The sequence below is a fragment of the Bacillus cereus group sp. Bc010 genome, assembly GCF_027716745.1.
GTDB classification, from domain to species: Bacteria; Bacillota; Bacilli; order Bacillales; family Bacillaceae_G; genus Bacillus_A; species Bacillus_A pacificus.
On record NZ_JAQFUY010000059.1, the window covers coordinates 1 to 15,286 of the forward strand.

Here is a 15,286-nt window from a genome sequence, read left to right on the forward strand (position 1 = left end):
AGTCTGCGCTCATGTGAAAACATGAGAAGTTCATAAGAGAACTGGCTAAGGAATTGCGCCCTTAGTTGAACGAGATAAACTTAATTAAATTGTATAGATTTAGTTAAGTTTATCGTATCGGAAGTTCATTCAATTATCAGATTGCCATTATATGCGTAAAAATCTTTCTAGAAAACAAGCGTTATCACAATTAACAGCTCATATAGAACGTCACGGAGATGTGTATGATCGTACGACATCAAGACAATTATGGGAGCGGAAAATTTCGAAACGTTTACGCTGGTTTATGGAAATGAATCTTGAAGAGCCAAAAGGTTTATTGAAAGATATTTTAGCTGCAAAACGAAAGATTATTATTTCACTTCCAAGCACAAAGCAAGTGGATAAGCGAGTATGGCAAGCATTAATGCGTACAAATGCGCAAATAACAGTGTATAGTGATGGACCAGTTCCACTGAAAAATGTAAAGTTACAAAGGCAAAATAAAGCATTCCCGTTTATCGTAATCGATGATGAAATCTTTTGGGCAGGCGCACCACTAACATCTCAAATGATGTTTGAAGGTAGTACGGAATTCCCGTACGTATGTGCGAGACTGCAAGCACCTGAGACAATTGGTGTATTAAAAGGATTTTTAGATATCCGGTAAATTCGGATAGGAATTCCTTGATTTTTATTTGAAATGAACTTAGAATGAATGTAATTTAATATAATTTTATGAAAATTCTTATCGCGAGAGGTGGAGGGACTGGCCCTATGAAACCTCGGCAGCGGATTCGTTATGAATACTGTGCCAATTCCAGCAAGGTAACTTGAAAGATAAGAAAGAAGCTCATTTTGACTGTATATACAGAAGCCTCTTTCTATCTTTTAGAAAGAGGCTTTTTTACGTGAAAATAAAAGGAGGAAGAAAAATGGGAGCGACAGGAGTAACGTCACAAAGAAAAACAATTGAAGAGAGTATCGAAAGAAATAAGGAAAAGTACATAGAAACAAGTCATGATATTCATGCGAATCCGGAGATTGGTAATCAAGAATTTTACGCATCTAGAACGTTAAGTTTATTACTAGGTAGTGCAGGATTTCAGTTGCAGCACAATATAGCTGGACACGAAACGGGATTTATCGCGCGAAAAAGCTCTGGAAAACAAGGGCCAGCAATCGCATTTTTAGCGGAGTACGACGCTTTACCAGGACTTGGCCATGCATGTGGTCACAATTTAATCGGCACAATTAGTGTTGCAGCAGCAATTGCATTATCAGAAACGCTTGAAGAAATTGGGGGAGAAGTTGTCGTGTTTGGAACACCAGCTGAAGAAGGAGGACCGAACGGTAGCGCAAAATCGAGTTATGTAAAGGCGGGTTTATTTAAAAACATTGATGCGGCGCTTATGATTCATCCGAGCGGAAAAACAGCAACAACGAGTCCTTCACTAGCAGTCGATCCACTTGATTTTCATTTTTACGGAAAAACAGCTCATGCTGCAGCTTCACCTGAAGAAGGAATTAACGCATTAGATGCGGTGATTCAGCTGTACAACAGTATTAACGCACTTCGCCAACAACTTCCGTCAGATGTGAAGATTCATGGTGTTATTACAGAAGGCGGAAAAGCACCTAACATTATTCCTGACTACGCCGCAGCAAGATTCTTCATCCGTGCAGCGACGCGAAAAAGATGTGCGGAAGTAACAGAAAAAGTAAAAAATATTGCTCAGGGAGCAGCGTTAGCAACAGGCACAAAAGTGAAAATCCATCAATTTCAAAATGAAATCGATGAACTACTCGTAACAAAAACATATAACGACATCGTAGCTGAAGAACTAGAATTACTAGGTGAAGATGTAAACCGTAAAGAAAGATTTGGCATCGGCTCAACTGACGCAGGGAACGTAAGCCAAGTCGTACCAACCATTCACCCGTACATTAAAATCGGCCCAGATGACTTAATTGCACATACGAATGAATTTAGAGAAGCAGCGCGTTCAGAATTAGGAGATAAAGCATTAATTACATCCGCAAAAGCATTAGCGAATACGGCGTATCGATTAATTACGGAAGAAGGGTTGTTAGAGAAGGTGAAGGAAGAGTTTAGAGGGGCGCAGAGGAATCAGGGATAAGTGGTTAAAGGGAGTGGATGATCCACTCCCTTTTCTTTTTTGAGAAAATTTGATGCCAATTCGCTTATTCCTTTATCAGAACGACAATTTCTCCTCGAACTCACTCTTTAATACAATTAAAGGAGACGATAATCCAAATTGCATTAAAGAGTCTAAAAATGTAGCGAGAGAATCCATCGAATCGCTCATGACCTTCATCATATAATTAAACTCCCCGCTAATTCGATATAAATCTGTTACTTCAGAAGCGGTATTACAATATTGGATAAAATCAGAGCATTGGCTCGTTTTAAACATAACGAATGCTTGAATGTTTTTATTAATTTTAGAAGGCTCAAATTTCGTTCGGTAAGCCGCTATAACTCCTTGATCTTCAAGTTTATTAATACGCTCTTTTACAGCAGGCTGCGTCATGGATATGATCCGTCCTATTTCTGAAACGGAAATTCTCGCATTTTCATATAACAAGTTCATAATTTTATGATCGATTTCATCCAGTTTTACTGCGTTTTGCATTGTGTAGCCTCCTTGTTGTGTTTTCTAAAGTGAATTACAAATTATAACTATAATATCATAAGTAAACAAACTAAATTACCTATAAATCTGTATTTATAATTATTGGTGTTTACATGAAAATATAAGTATAGGTTTTTATCAAACGGAAATTTAGGAAGGATGGAAAAAAATGAAGAATCTTGATGGGAAAGTAGCGTTAGTAACAGGGGCGAGTCGAGGAATTGGTCGCGCGATTGCGATGAGATTGGCAAACGACGGTGCATTAGTTGCGATTCACTACGGCCGAAATAAGGCAGCTGCAGATGAAACGATTAGTGAGATTGAATCTAATGGAGGAAAGGCATTCTTAATTGAAGCTCAGCTCAATTCAATTGATGGTGTCAAAAAGCTAGTAGAACAATTAAAGAATGAATTACAAATAAGAGTTGGTACAGCAGAGATTGATATTTTAGTAAACAATGCAGGGATAGGTACACAAGGAACAATTGAAAATACGACCGAAGGGATTTTTGATGAAATTATGGCTGTAAATATTAAGGCGCCGTTCTTCTTGATTCAGCAAACATTACCATTACTGCGAGCAGAAGGACGCATTATCAACATTTCATCAGCTGAAGTACGACTTGGTTTTACAGGCTCAATTGCATACGGTTTAAGTAAAGGGGCATTAAATACGATGACACTTCCTCTTGCTAAACATCTCGGAGAAATAGGTATAACAGTGAATACAATTATGCCTGGATATACGAAGACAGATATGAATGCGAAATTGCTAGATGATCCAGAAATACGAAATTTTGCTACGAATTCATCTGTGTTCGGACGAATAGGGCAAGTTGAAGATATTGCAGATGCAGTAGCATTCCTTGCTTCCTCTGATAGTCGCTGGGTAACGGGGCAAATTTTAGATGTTTCTGGAGGGTTTTGCTTATAGGGGCACTACTCCATACCCATCAAGCTAATCAAGTAAATTACTAGTTATGAAACGATCCTTGTTTCATAACTAGTAATTTATAGAAAGGTAGGGATGATAAAGAAGTCTATTAAAACGTGATTTTTTCGCTAGGAAATTTGAATAAGGGGCTATTTTTCATTATTCGTAATCTAATATAATCAAATTTTATTTTACAGTAACAATAAAATAAAATTATTGACCGCATGGTACAAAAAGGGGTATTCTATTCATGTTATCTTTAAAATGAGAGGAGGATACGATTGAATAAACGCGGCAGACCTCGAGAGTTTGATTATTCCTCAATTGTAGATGTTGCAATGAAAACATTTTGGTTAAGAGGATATGAAGGGTGTTCTACACAAGATTTATGCAGTGATACAGGACTTGGAAAAGGAAGTTTATACAATACTTTCGGTAGTAAACATGAACTGTATAAACAAGTATTAGAACGCTACCATGAAATTGGGATTAGGGAACAAAGGAAATTGTTACATACTTCAATTCCAGTTAAAGAACGATTAAGTAATTTTTTTGAATGGGCATTGAAAGAAGACTTTGAGAATATGGATCAAAAAGGATGTTTATTGATTAATGCCAGTATAGAACGTGCTAAAAACGATTTAATGGTACAAGAAATTTTCTCGAAGCATGTTGAACTTCTTAAACAAGCTATTGAAACAGTGATTGAGGAAGGATTGCAAACAGGTGAAATTTCAAAGAAGCAATCAGCTGAGGAATTAGCTAGTCTGCTTTTAAGCAGTTATTACGGATTCCGTGTTCTTAATGTATCGATGCAAAATCGGATGTTGTCTGAACAAGTTATCAAAGGAACAATAGAGTCTATTTGTGGCGCTTAGTGCGCTCTTTTTTCGCACTATTTTTGTACCAATCATTACAATAATGAATAAGGAGTGTTTTTATGCCATCGATTATATATTTATTAGCTTTAGCAATCTTTTGTATGACTACATCAGAATTTATGGTTGCAGGTATGATGAATGAACTTGCTCTTGCATTCCAGGTTCCTGTATCATCTATTGGGTATTTAATTTCAGCTTATGCAGGAGCAATGGTAATAGGAGGCCCCATTTTAACTGCAATCCTCTTACGAATGCGCAGCAAACAAGCATTATTGTTTTTAATGTTCGTATTTTTAATTGGTCAATCGCTTGGAGCTATTGCTTGGAACTATGATATTATGATGATTTCACGTATTATAACTGGTATTGCTTCAGCTTCAGCTTTTGGAGTTGCGATTTCTTTTTCTGCAACATTGGTCCACTCTGATTCAAGGGGAAAGGCTGCATCAATTGTACTTGCAGGTTTAATGTTCGCAACTGTATTAGGCTTACCTATAACGACCGTTATTTCGCAATATTTTGGCTGGCGTATTAGTTTTGGGGCCGTTTCTGTTCTTGTGCTAGTATCAGGGATTATGATTCAACGGTTATTACCATCATCTTCAAATAAAGAGCAATTAAATTGGAAGGATGAACTTCTGCGATTTAAGAATATTCATCTTTGGGCAGCGTACGTAACAAGTATGTTCATTATTGGTGGTACGTTTGCAGCATTTAGTTATTTCACTCCGATCTTTACAAATGTTACAGGATTTTCAAGCACAAGCATTCCATATTTACTTGCTCTCTATGGTAGTGCGACGGTAATTGGGAATATAATAATTGGCAAATTTGCTGATAAATTTACAATGAAAATACTTATGGGTGGATTAATTATATTAATCATAGCGTTGTCTGTATTTGCTTTAAGTGCAGAGAATAAATACATTGCAGTTATTTCTACGATTTTTATTGGTTTAACTGGTGTAGCATTGAATCCAGCTATGGTTGCGAGGGTGATGAAAACAGCTAGTAATGGAATAATGATAAATACCGTTCATAGTTCTTTTATTACGCTAGGTATTGTTATTGGTTCGTCACTAGGTGGTCTTGGGATCAGTAAAGGATATGGTTTTGTATCTCCGCTATGGATTGGAGCTTGTTTAGCTATCCTTGGGGTAATTTCGTTATTCCCATATTTACATAAAGGAAAGGCAGATTAAGATGTTTAAAATTTCTTTTTCTTAAGTTGATGGGTATGTATGGTGATCTCTATTATAGACAATAGTGAATGAACAATTTCTGGGTTCAGTTCAACTTTATTCAAAATAAGATTTTTTTACGGTAAAATCAATGTTAGTGGAACTTTTTTAATCAAACTTTTTTAAAAATTAACATAAATACTTGCAATATTTAAATTAGTACTATATAGTTCTGGTTATGACAAAGGTAAAATTAATGAATCAAAAACGTGTGATTGAAGTAGCTGCAACATTATTTTTAGAAAAAGGATTTGCTTATACAAGTATGGATGAATTAGTACGTGTAAGCAAAGTTTCAAAGTCTAATGTGTATTATCACTTTTCTAATAAGGAAGTATTATTAGAAGCGGTCGTTGATTATTGGATTGAAATGTATCAATCTGCAATTGATGACGTACTTTCTCAGAATCAATTTTTAGTTGAAGATCGTATCCAACTGTTTTTAAAGCAATTATCACAAGGAGTTCAGTCGAGAGAGTATAAGGGGAGCTGTCCATTTATTACTCTTTATATTCAAAGTCCTAAACAGGCCACGCAAATAAAAGAAAAAATAGGTCTTTTTTTTACAGGATTACAAAAGAAAGTTTCTCTATTACTTAAACAAGGGGTAGAGAATGGAGAATTCAGAAATACGATTCATATTGATGAGGTTGCATCACTTTTTATTACAAATCTTGAAGGAGCGTTATTTATTTCAGAAACATTGAAGGATGCAACTGTAATTACGAAAACAGCAGATCATTTTTTAAAATTGCTTCGATAAAAGAAGCATTTTTTTTACATTAAATTAGTACTGATTAGTACTAAAAGGGGGATTTTATATGAGAACAGTATTTTTAACTGGTGGAACAGGCTTTATTGGAAAGCAAGTAGTGAAAGAATTAGCCAAAGAGGATGTTAAAATTCTTCTTTTAGTAAGGTCGAAAAGTAAAGCAATACGCCTTTTTCAAGAAAGAGGCATCTTAAAAAAGACAGTTATGCACTTTATTGAAGGTGATTTGACGAAAATAGATTTAGGTCTAAGTGCTGAAGATAAGGAGAGGGTATTGAAAACGGATGTGATTATTCACGCAGGAGGCCCCATGGATATTCAAGCGACAAGTAAAGAGGCAGCGTCCGTATTTTTAAATGGCGCCAAACACATTAGTGAATTAGCTAAAAGTATTCATCAATTGAAGGGCTTGCAACAATTTATTCATGTTGTAGGTTATATGAGTCCCTTTGATGATAAAAATAGCAAGATTGCAATTGATGTGTTTCAAGAAGGAAACAATTATTTGAAAATAAAAAATCCATATGAGAGAACAAAATTTTTAGCAGATCTTTATATCCGTCAGCACGCATCAGCAGTAGGTTATCCGCTTTCTGTAATTAATCCGCCAACTGTAGTCGGTAGTAGTAAAACAGGGAGTACAGAGCAGATAGCAGGATTAGGTTTGCTTGTGATGAGTATGCGAAGAGGGCTCATGCCATTGATTCCTGGAGGTAAGGGATATAGGTTACCACTTATTTCAAACGATGAGCTTGCGAAGTTTATTGTGCAGGTTTTCAGATTGGAGCAACCGACTATTCAAACATATACACTTGTTGAAGACAAACAGCACGATCAGAACATTGCTGAATTATTAAGTATTATGTCGGAAAGTATGAATATGAGGGCACCAAAAATCTCTGTTCCAATGCCACTTATGAAAGCAATTATGAATAGTGGAGTAAGTAAAATAACAAAAATTCCTTCTGATGGACTGAATTTTATTACAAACCGAAAATTTTCAGATGTTTCAGCGAAAAAAATTATGGGAGGAGATTGGTTTAAGAAGACGAGTGTAATGAAATTTTTCCCTGCCGTAGTAGCTGATCTGGATTATCGAATGATGTATCAAAATGGCCAGCATAATCATGTATTTAAACGAACATTATGCGATAACAATACCCTTTACCAATTACAAGGAGAGGGTCAACCGTTTATATTATTACATGGTTTATTGAGTGATGGAGAGGATTTATTTCCTTTAGCACAAGAGCTTCATGAAAAAACTGGTCAACCTGTATGGATTTTGGATCTTCCAGGTTTGGGACGTTCTCCTTTTAAACGAGAGAAAAATCTTCTAGATATCTATTTGAATGTAGTGAAAAAGTTATTGGAGAAAGCTACGAATGGTGCACATCTAATTGGCCATTCATTCGGTGCGTTTATTCTTCTAGAAGCATTGGTACAAGAGTACATAGATAAGAAGTATGCAATCACTTTACTTCAGCCACCTGTTGCTAAAAAAAATGCTAAATCGCTAAATGTTCCTCAATTTATGAACAAATGGACATTAAAATTGGCAACTACTAATTTGATAGGGCGTTATTTATTAAGTAATGGTTTGTTTGAAAGTATGGAGAGTATCCCTGAACATTATATTGAAAAAATAAGTAACAGTTTTACTTCCCCTAGAATTTTAAATACTACGGTTCAGCTTAACAGTTTACTACTGAAAAACGATCAAGGTGATTTCAATGAAGTAACAAAGTATAATCTTCACATTATTTGGGGGGAGTATGACAGAGGCTATTCTGCTCCATCGCATCTTGGTAAGGTTGATTTTGTTCCATATGGCCATCATTTTCCTCTTAGCCATCCGAGTGAAACGGCAACATTAGTAATAAAAAATAGTAATACTAGCAGATGAGAGTGTGGGATAAATAAAAAGTGTGTAGTAAGATCGTTGTGTCTTTGAAATAAAATCGTACTGTTTGGGGTCCCGCCCCATGCCAATCAATCTAAGAAAAGCAAATACCCCAAAACGAGAAAATGGGCATCTCCAGGTGAAAATGCGTAATTTTTTTGTTTTAGGGGCATTATAAAGCCTTCAAGTTGATGGATGTGGGGTACCGCCACAATACTATCAATATAAGCAGTATACCCCGTTGTATCTGTACTGGATTTATCAAAAGAGGATGCTGAAATGATACCATTGCTTCTGGCTTGTATAGCAGAGGCATTTATTCATTTCAATCCAGATTCTTTTTTAGCTAAGGATGAATTTGATCTCTTATATTGGTGTAGAAAGAACTTCAAAGGATTTCATAGTATCTCTGATGATGGATTCTTACAGGATTTTAAGCAGGTATACGAATGTTATCAAGCATTGCAGAACGTTGGGAAACAAGAGAACAATATAAAAATAAATATGTAATAGCAAGGAGAAGAGCAACGCATGTATAATATACTTAAACGTCAATATAATTACTTTATCCGAGGAGTGATTCGGATTAACGAAGAAGTACAAAGGGAATTGGACCTATTGGTTCAAAAGATTTGTGAAACTGTGTCTTCTGTCCAAAAAATCATCCTTTTTGGCTCTCATGCATATGGCACACCAAATGAAGACAGTGAATTTGATCTCTGTATTGTTGTAGAAGGTGTAGGAGCAAGAAAAAGGGGAGTCATTAATCGTATCAATTGGGGTATTTACGATGTTATGGAAACACCAGTTGATTTTTTAGTGTATGGGCCAGAAGAGTTTCTAGAACGTGCTAGTCGTACCGTAACTATGGAACATAAGATTGCACTAAACGGTAGAACAGTCCCAAAAACTCATAACCTTTTAATGCTGCACAAATCGTGTCGGAAATTAGATGAGGAATCCTCATTGATTTTAGAACAGTGCGTGCAGCTAAATGGTTATGCTACAGATATTCGTTTATCCGTATTTTGAATCACTTACTGTTTAAGATAGATTAATGACTATACAACATGCTCAAAAAGTACTGAGTTTTTATAAAGAAAAGTTAAACATGCTAAATATGCATGAAATCGTAATCGATTAAACATAGAGGATATACATAAAAGAGAGTGCCTATAAAGGGACTCTCTTTTTCTATTAAAAAAAGAGGAGGAATGCTTCATAGTAGAATGAAATGATACTTTGCTATGGGGATAACAATATAATGATGGATAATTATCACACAATTGTTGTTTTGTAGGTACAGTGGCGGTACTTTTAATTAAAGCACAAGGAATCAATCACGATGCATTTCTTTTAGTACCTGTTCGTGAAGCAGAGGAATGCCTTCTTCTCGAAAACAAGCACCTACACGTGAAAAAGTAGAAATATGAGGCACAAATGATAAACCACAAAACTCATGAAAAAAAGGTTATCATACAATCCGTCCCTTCTGTAGATAGTTCAGGTTACTCTTATTCTTTCAGGAGAACGAATTTCTTTATGTATGTATTTTTGAATGTTTGTGAGCTTTATAACACCATTTCTATACTTTAATATCTGAAAAATCTGTCACGAAATATTCCGAATTTTGAAGTTGCTAATTACATATGATTCCATTTATTATAATTATTGAGCCGGCTCCAAATAATGGAAGTTTTCTGGTATAGCAAAGTAATTTTCAATGTTTATCAACTTATTTTCATAAAGCTATTTTATATCAGAATCCACTTTCATTTTATTTTATATGAAAACAAAGCAACTATAATAGAGGGGGATTTAAAAATGGAAAAAAAATCTTTTAAAATCCGTTCAGTTAATGACAATGAACAGCTTTGGACAAAGTTAGCTGATCAAATGGAAACACTTGAAAACAGGGATGAAATGAAATGCTTCAACTGCTCAATTTGTTGTGATAATTGCTGCTTTAATTGTTGCTTCCAAATCTAATTTATACTTACAGTAAATAAACACTCGAAATACTTATACCTTTTAATAAACTTAGTTACTAAATTCATTATTTTCTGTTCTTGCCTAGCAAGAACAGAAAATAATTATACAAGGGTGATTTGATGATTATTAACAAGTATCATTTACGATATCCTTTAAACGAGGAAGTTCTAATGATTAATACTTTAACTGGTGCTGTAGATTTTTTTTCTCATGACTTAATTAATTTTATCGATACATTGTCATATAGAGATTATAAAAATTTAACTAACGAAGAGAAAAATGCTACTAAAATTTTAATTGATAGAGGTTACGTATTTAAGAACACAGAGGATCGGGACCATAGACTATGGCAGGCTAAAAATATTGTAGACGCTGGAAATGAAATGCAGTATGTTATTTGCCCTACATATACATGTAACTTTCGTTGCCCATATTGTTTTGAAAGCCATAGCCTTCATGAGAAAATAACAGCTTTAACCGAAGAACAACTCCAAGCAGTTATGCAAGCCATAGACATCTTTCATAAAGAAAGTGGTTATAAAATCGGTATGATTAACCTTTTTGGAGGCGAACCACTCCTTCCTTTTACTAAAAAAATAGTCAAACAAATCTGTGAAGAAGCTGTTAAGCGTAACTTCAAAATTGGTTGCAATACAAATGGCTATCACCTTTCTTCTTTTGTAGAGATTTTCCAAAACTACCGTGATCGACTGAGTATTATGGTTACAGTTGATGGACCGAAGAATATTCATGATCAACGACGTATTATGACGGGAGGTCAAGGTACATTTGATCAAATTCAAAAAGGTATTTGTGATTCACTTAATCATGGCATTCGTACCATTGTAAGAGTCAATATAGACCAAACAAATATTGATTATGTTTCACTTCTTGTAGACTATTACAAAAAAAACAAGTTATTTGAAAATGAAAATTTCTCAATTTCTTTTTCGCCTGTCACAGATCATACATGTAAAGGCTTAGGAGAAGATTTAATGAAGGGTTATGAAATTGTAAAAAAATTACAAAAAATATTCCTGATTTTGAAAAATTAGAAAAACAAAAATCTCTTAACTTCGGAGCTGATATGTACCGTTTCTTTAAACCAATTATGCAGTTAGATTCAGAATTAAAAAATAAAATTGAAATGGTTGTTCCCAATATAGTCTATTGTGAATCTGCTGAAGGGAAACGAGTTGTATTTGGACCTGATAACCATATATATGCTTGTCCTGATTTAGTTGGAAGATCAGAGTTCAAAATCGGCGATTATTTCCCTAAATTCTCTCGCCAAGATTGGAAGTGGGAAAAGTGGAAACAATTCAATTCCTTTACCATTCCACAATGTAAATCTTGTGCCTCATCACCTATATGTGGAGGAGGGTGTGCTGCTGAAGCTCTTATAGTTCATGGGAACTTGAATCAACCAAACTGTCCACAAACAGATAAACAGGTTTTCGAATATTTAAAAACTATTAAAGAAGAGATTTCAATATAAGGAGAGGAACTAAGCTATGATAGCAAGTACCTATAATTCAACATATAAATTATCTGATGGAAATTACGTTCTAATCAATTCACTAAGTGGCGCACTCGATGTAATTAATACAGACATAAAAAAAGTATTAGATGATATTAAGCGTAATAAAAAATTAACTCTTTATCCTGAATTAGAAGAACTTCTCTCATTTTTAACAAAACGTGGCTATCTTTTTAATGACCGTGATGAAGAATTAAATAAACTTACTATTATTCGTGATCGGATGACTGAATCTTTAGCAAATAGTAATTCCGGAGTTACATTCAACGTATGCACAACATATATGTGTAACCTTAGATGTCCTTATTGTTACCAAGGTCATGAAATACATAAAATTTCACATGCTTTAACCCCTGCTGAAGTAGACAAAATGTTCCAAGCAGTTGATAACATTTTGTCTATGGAGAATGAACGTGGTCGATTTGAGAATGCAACCCACCGCATGATGTTATATGGTGGTGAACCATTGCTTCCAACAACTCGAAAGACAGTTGAACAAGTTGTTAAACGTGGAATAGAAGAATACGGTTTTCGTATGTACGCCATTACAAATGGTACATTCTTGCATGAATTCTTAGATTTTCTAGAGCCTTACAAAGAGAACTGGGATTATTTTCAAATCTCTATTGATGGACCGAAACATATTCATGATCAACGACGTATTACAGCTGGTGGCACAGGAACATTCGATCGAATTGCTGCTAATATTTCACTGGCATTAGAGCGTGGTTTCGCAGTAGGCTTACGTACTAATGTGAATAAAGATAATCTTGCATATGTAAAAGAATTAGCAACCTTTATCGAAGATCAACATTGGAATACTTATCCTAATTTTGGTTGGCAGGTATCTCCTGTTACTGATCATTACGGAGATAATCTACCAAATCACCTTCCAGAGCATGAATTACTCGCCGAAATTTATAATATTTTCGGAGATTTAGAAGAATTTATGGATAAATTTAACGTAAAACTGGGTACAGACCTTAACATTCGTACTTCTAGAATCCGTCAAGTCATACGAACTTTTGACTGGGAGAAGGTAAGTGAACTTGATTCCTGCTCTTCTGTCATGCATAGTTTACCTTATTTTAAAGAATGTAGTGCGAGAGAACAGCGTTTCTATGCATTTGGTGCAGAAGGTTTAATATACGCTTGTCCTGAGGCCGTAGGTAAGCCAGAAACTGCAGTGGGTTCCTTTTTTCCTGAATACAATTTAGATGCTGATAAGCATGCTATTTGGGATCAAGATATTACTGACTCCGAACAGTGTAGTAGTTGTAGTATCTCACTATTTTGTGGTGGAGGATGTGCTTATGCTAATTTAATGCGAAATGGTGCCATTAATAAACCTTACTGTAATGATTCACATCAAACCATTTCGACTTATATTAAGAAAAATGAAACTGCCTTTTTAGAACTAATTAAATAAAAAGATATAACTCCACAAATACCTTCACCATTGTGGGGTTACTTTCTCTTAAAGGATGTGATCAATTTGACAGCATCGCAAAATATCTTTCCAAAGTTAATTCCATACGAAGTTTATAATATGGATGTTTGGGAGGAGGGGCCTCGTTATTTAATAAAATTTGATAACGGATTACAATTAAAAGTCACTGAATCACTGAGAAATTTATTCAATTATATGGATGGAACCACATCCATAGGAGATATATGTACAATGGTACAAACGAATCACGATGGCAATATTACTATAAATGAGTTAACAGAACTGATAAATGAACATCTATTACCAAAAGGGGTTTTAGTTGGTTCTGAAAAAAAAGCATCTCATCACTCTGCAATTACATTTAGAATAGCAATATTCCACGCTTCTTACTTAAAAAAGGCATCCAAATATTTCGAATTCTTATTCTTTCGGGGCGTATTTGTTTTATTTAGTATTTTCTTCAGTATAAGTCTAATACATTATTTTTTTCAGGCTAATACTGAAAATATATCAAACACATTTGGATCCGTTTATAAATTTACTATTGCAATTTTGCTGCTATTATTTTCCATGATTATCCATGAACTTGGTCATATAGTTGCTGCTTATCGATATAAAATACAACCTAAAGACGTCGGAATGGGTCTTTATATGATGCGGCCTGTTTTATTTGTTGATTTAAGTGATACCTGGCGATTGCCTAGACGACAAAGAGTAGTTATTGACCTGGGCGGAATTTACTTTGAATTATGGATATTTATATTATTTGAGTTGTGTTATTTTATTTCAGGATTCCAGGAATTTTTTGTAGCAAATCAATTCATACTCATTACAGTTCTATATAACTTATATCCATTTTTACAATATGACGGTTTTTGGGTTCTTACTGACATTCTAGGAATTGCAAACTTGCATACTAGAACCTTCCAATTGGTGAAAAGTGGTCTCCTGGGATACTTTTTTTTCAAGCCTGATTATCGAAAGCAATTTAATGATACAATTAAGAGGATGAACAGGCACTATAAAATAGCATTTCTTACATATGCTAGTATATATTTTTGTTCAGTTATCACTGCTATCTGGTTCATTCTTCGATATACCATCTATTTATTCACATCGCTAGATTCGTTCACATGGGGAAATGCAAAAGGTGCCATTATTGTAATAATTATAGTTTTAATTAGAACAATAGTTGTCTTTACATTAAAATTTAAAAGGGCCGGGAGGGAAAAGGATGATAAACAAACAAACCATCCTTCAAGTAGAAAAAATCAAGAAAGCTTATGAAACCGAAGCAGGAACAATTCAAATTTTAAAAGGGCTTAGCACTAAATTTTATTCTGGAGAGATTGTTAGTATTATTGGTCCTAGTGGAAGCGGAAAATCCACACTACTTGGAATACTGGGATCATTGGATACCCCTACCGAAGGACGTATTATTATTGAACAACAAGATATTACCTCCATGTCAGAAGAAAAGCTAGCTGATTTCCGTGCAAAAAAGATTGGTTTTGTTTTTCAATCGTATAATTTAATCACAACAATGACCGCTCAAGAAAATGTTATGATGGCACTTATGTGCGCTGGAGTAAGAAGCCAAAAAGAAATGATAACAAAGTCTAGGGAAATGTTGGACCTTGTTGGGATGAAAGAACGATATCATCATTTACCAAGCCAGCTATCTGGAGGTCAACAACAGCGTGTAGCAATTGCTCGTGCATTAGTAAATAATCCAGCCATTGTTATTGCTGATGAACCAACTGGGAACTTAGATTCCAAAACAGGAAAAAATATTTTGGACTTAATTTTTCAACTACGTGACCAACTCCAGATGACGTTTATTATTGCTACACATGATACGTGTAATCAACGATTGTAAAATACCCAATAACAACGGTTTTAAATTCCCCAAAAATAACAGATAATCGTTTCGAAAC

At 34.8% G+C, this 15,286-nt stretch carries 13 protein-coding genes, 5 pseudogenes and 1 riboswitch; of the genes and pseudogenes, 16 read left to right on the forward strand and 2 right to left on the reverse strand.

All coding sequences use genetic code 11. The features are described 5' to 3' along the window. Positions 1-121 precede the first annotated feature (121 nt). Both PDQ68_RS27575 and PDQ68_RS27580 read left to right on the forward strand, forming a co-directional pair. A pseudogene (locus PDQ68_RS27575) lies at positions 122-649 on the forward strand (phospholipase D-like domain-containing protein); the annotation flags it as partial. A gap of 75 nt (positions 650-724) precedes the next feature. Next, positions 725-826: riboswitch (SAM riboswitch) on the forward strand. Positions 827-914: 88 nt separating this feature from the next. Continuing rightward, on the forward strand, positions 915-2,120 hold the full coding sequence (locus PDQ68_RS27580) for a M20 family metallopeptidase (protein ID WP_016717954.1): 1,206 nt from the start codon (positions 915-917) through the stop codon (positions 2,118-2,120). Positions 2,121-2,195: 75 nt separating this feature from the next. On the opposite strand, the gene PDQ68_RS27585 is transcribed toward PDQ68_RS27580, so the two are convergent. Further along, a complete protein-coding gene (locus PDQ68_RS27585) occupies positions 2,196-2,636 on the reverse strand; it encodes an Lrp/AsnC family transcriptional regulator (protein WP_016717953.1) in 441 nt (146 codons plus the stop codon). Positions 2,637-2,805: 169 nt separating this feature from the next. On the opposite strand from PDQ68_RS27585, the gene PDQ68_RS27590 reads away from it, so the two are divergent. From PDQ68_RS27590 to PDQ68_RS29065, 8 genes and pseudogenes are all read left to right on the forward strand, one after another. Beyond that, a complete protein-coding gene (locus PDQ68_RS27590) occupies positions 2,806-3,570 on the forward strand; it encodes an SDR family oxidoreductase (protein WP_061182638.1) in 765 nt (254 codons plus the stop codon). A 281-nt stretch (positions 3,571-3,851) separates the two neighbouring features. Further along, positions 3,852-4,448 carry a TetR/AcrR family transcriptional regulator gene (locus PDQ68_RS27595; RefSeq protein WP_061182637.1) on the forward strand — a complete coding sequence of 199 codons (597 nt, stop codon included), beginning with the start codon at positions 3,852-3,854 and terminating at the stop codon, positions 4,446-4,448. 62 nt (positions 4,449-4,510) lie between these two features. Further along, a complete protein-coding gene (locus tag PDQ68_RS27600; RefSeq protein WP_061182636.1) occupies positions 4,511-5,653 on the forward strand; it encodes an MFS transporter in 1,143 nt (380 codons plus the stop codon). A gap of 235 nt (positions 5,654-5,888) precedes the next feature. Then, the gene (locus PDQ68_RS27605) at positions 5,889-6,455 is read left to right on the forward strand and encodes a TetR/AcrR family transcriptional regulator (protein ID WP_001072309.1); all 567 of its coding nucleotides are present in this window, start codon (positions 5,889-5,891) and stop codon (positions 6,453-6,455) included. A 58-nt stretch (positions 6,456-6,513) separates the two neighbouring features. After that, positions 6,514-8,370 (forward strand): alpha/beta fold hydrolase, encoded by a 1,857-nt coding sequence (locus PDQ68_RS27610; RefSeq protein WP_062821354.1) that lies wholly within the window; start codon positions 6,514-6,516, stop codon positions 8,368-8,370. Between the two features lie 193 nt (positions 8,371-8,563). Next, positions 8,564-8,877 (forward strand): annotated as a pseudogene (locus PDQ68_RS27615) (hypothetical protein); the annotation flags it as partial. Positions 8,878-8,898: 21 nt separating this feature from the next. After that, positions 8,899-9,270, forward strand: a pseudogene (locus tag PDQ68_RS27620) (nucleotidyltransferase domain-containing protein); the annotation flags it as partial. Beyond that, positions 9,247-9,511, forward strand: a pseudogene (locus PDQ68_RS29065) (HEPN domain-containing protein); the annotation flags it as partial. The pseudogenes PDQ68_RS27620 and PDQ68_RS29065, both read left to right, overlap by 24 nt. A gap of 163 nt (positions 9,512-9,674) precedes the next feature. On the opposite strand, the pseudogene PDQ68_RS27630 reads toward PDQ68_RS29065, so the two are convergent. Next, positions 9,675-9,838: pseudogene (locus tag PDQ68_RS27630) on the reverse strand (ISNCY family transposase); the annotation flags it as partial. A 353-nt stretch (positions 9,839-10,191) separates the two neighbouring features. Here PDQ68_RS27630 and PDQ68_RS27635 point away from each other — a divergent pair. From PDQ68_RS27635 to PDQ68_RS27660, 6 genes are all read left to right on the forward strand, one after another. Continuing rightward, positions 10,192-10,356, forward strand: a complete 165-nt coding sequence (locus tag PDQ68_RS27635; RefSeq protein ID WP_000412664.1) for a hypothetical protein — start codon at positions 10,192-10,194, stop codon at positions 10,354-10,356. Positions 10,357-10,529: 173 nt separating this feature from the next. Further along, the gene (locus tag PDQ68_RS27640) at positions 10,530-11,414 is read left to right on the forward strand and encodes a radical SAM protein (RefSeq protein WP_235590127.1); all 885 of its coding nucleotides are present in this window, start codon (positions 10,530-10,532) and stop codon (positions 11,412-11,414) included. A 32-nt stretch (positions 11,415-11,446) separates the two neighbouring features. Beyond that, a complete protein-coding gene (locus PDQ68_RS27645; protein WP_235590126.1) occupies positions 11,447-11,857 on the forward strand; it encodes an SPASM domain-containing protein in 411 nt (136 codons plus the stop codon). Positions 11,858-11,873: 16 nt separating this feature from the next. Beyond that, entirely contained in the window at positions 11,874-13,328 is a 1,455-nt protein-coding gene (locus tag PDQ68_RS27650; protein WP_061182918.1) for a radical SAM/SPASM domain-containing protein, read from the forward strand. Between the two features lie 66 nt (positions 13,329-13,394). After that, complete coding sequence (locus tag PDQ68_RS27655; protein ID WP_016717946.1) at positions 13,395-14,636, forward strand: zinc metalloprotease; 1,242 nt, start codon at positions 13,395-13,397, stop codon at positions 14,634-14,636. Further along, positions 14,584-15,228, forward strand: coding sequence for an ABC transporter ATP-binding protein (locus PDQ68_RS27660; protein WP_270787141.1), 645 nt, complete (start codon positions 14,584-14,586; stop codon positions 15,226-15,228). Before PDQ68_RS27655 ends, PDQ68_RS27660 begins: the two co-directional genes overlap by 53 nt. Positions 15,229-15,286: the final 58 nt, after the last annotated feature.

Bases quoted from the DNA above. Each gene is read 5' to 3' on its own strand.
- PDQ68_RS27600 (WP_061182636.1), top strand. From the start codon at position 4,511: ATGCCATCGATTATATATTTATTAGCTTTAGCAATCTTTTGTATGACT.
- PDQ68_RS27585 (WP_016717953.1), bottom strand. From the start codon at position 2,636: ATGCAAAACGCAGTAAAACTGGATGAAATCGATCATAAAATTATGAAC.
- PDQ68_RS27640 (WP_235590127.1), top strand. From the start codon at position 10,530: ATGATTAATACTTTAACTGGTGCTGTAGATTTTTTTTCTCATGACTTA.
- PDQ68_RS27605 (WP_001072309.1), top strand. From the start codon at position 5,889: ATGAATCAAAAACGTGTGATTGAAGTAGCTGCAACATTATTTTTAGAA.
- PDQ68_RS27635 (WP_000412664.1), top strand. From the start codon at position 10,192: ATGGAAAAAAAATCTTTTAAAATCCGTTCAGTTAATGACAATGAACAG.
- PDQ68_RS27590 (WP_061182638.1), top strand. From the start codon at position 2,806: ATGAAGAATCTTGATGGGAAAGTAGCGTTAGTAACAGGGGCGAGTCGA.
- PDQ68_RS27610 (WP_062821354.1), top strand. From the start codon at position 6,514: ATGAGAACAGTATTTTTAACTGGTGGAACAGGCTTTATTGGAAAGCAA.
- PDQ68_RS27650 (WP_061182918.1), top strand. From the start codon at position 11,874: ATGATAGCAAGTACCTATAATTCAACATATAAATTATCTGATGGAAAT.
- PDQ68_RS27580 (WP_016717954.1), top strand. From the start codon at position 915: ATGGGAGCGACAGGAGTAACGTCACAAAGAAAAACAATTGAAGAGAGT.
- PDQ68_RS27645 (WP_235590126.1), top strand. From the start codon at position 11,447: ATGTACCGTTTCTTTAAACCAATTATGCAGTTAGATTCAGAATTAAAA.
- PDQ68_RS27660 (WP_270787141.1), top strand. From the start codon at position 14,584: ATGATAAACAAACAAACCATCCTTCAAGTAGAAAAAATCAAGAAAGCT.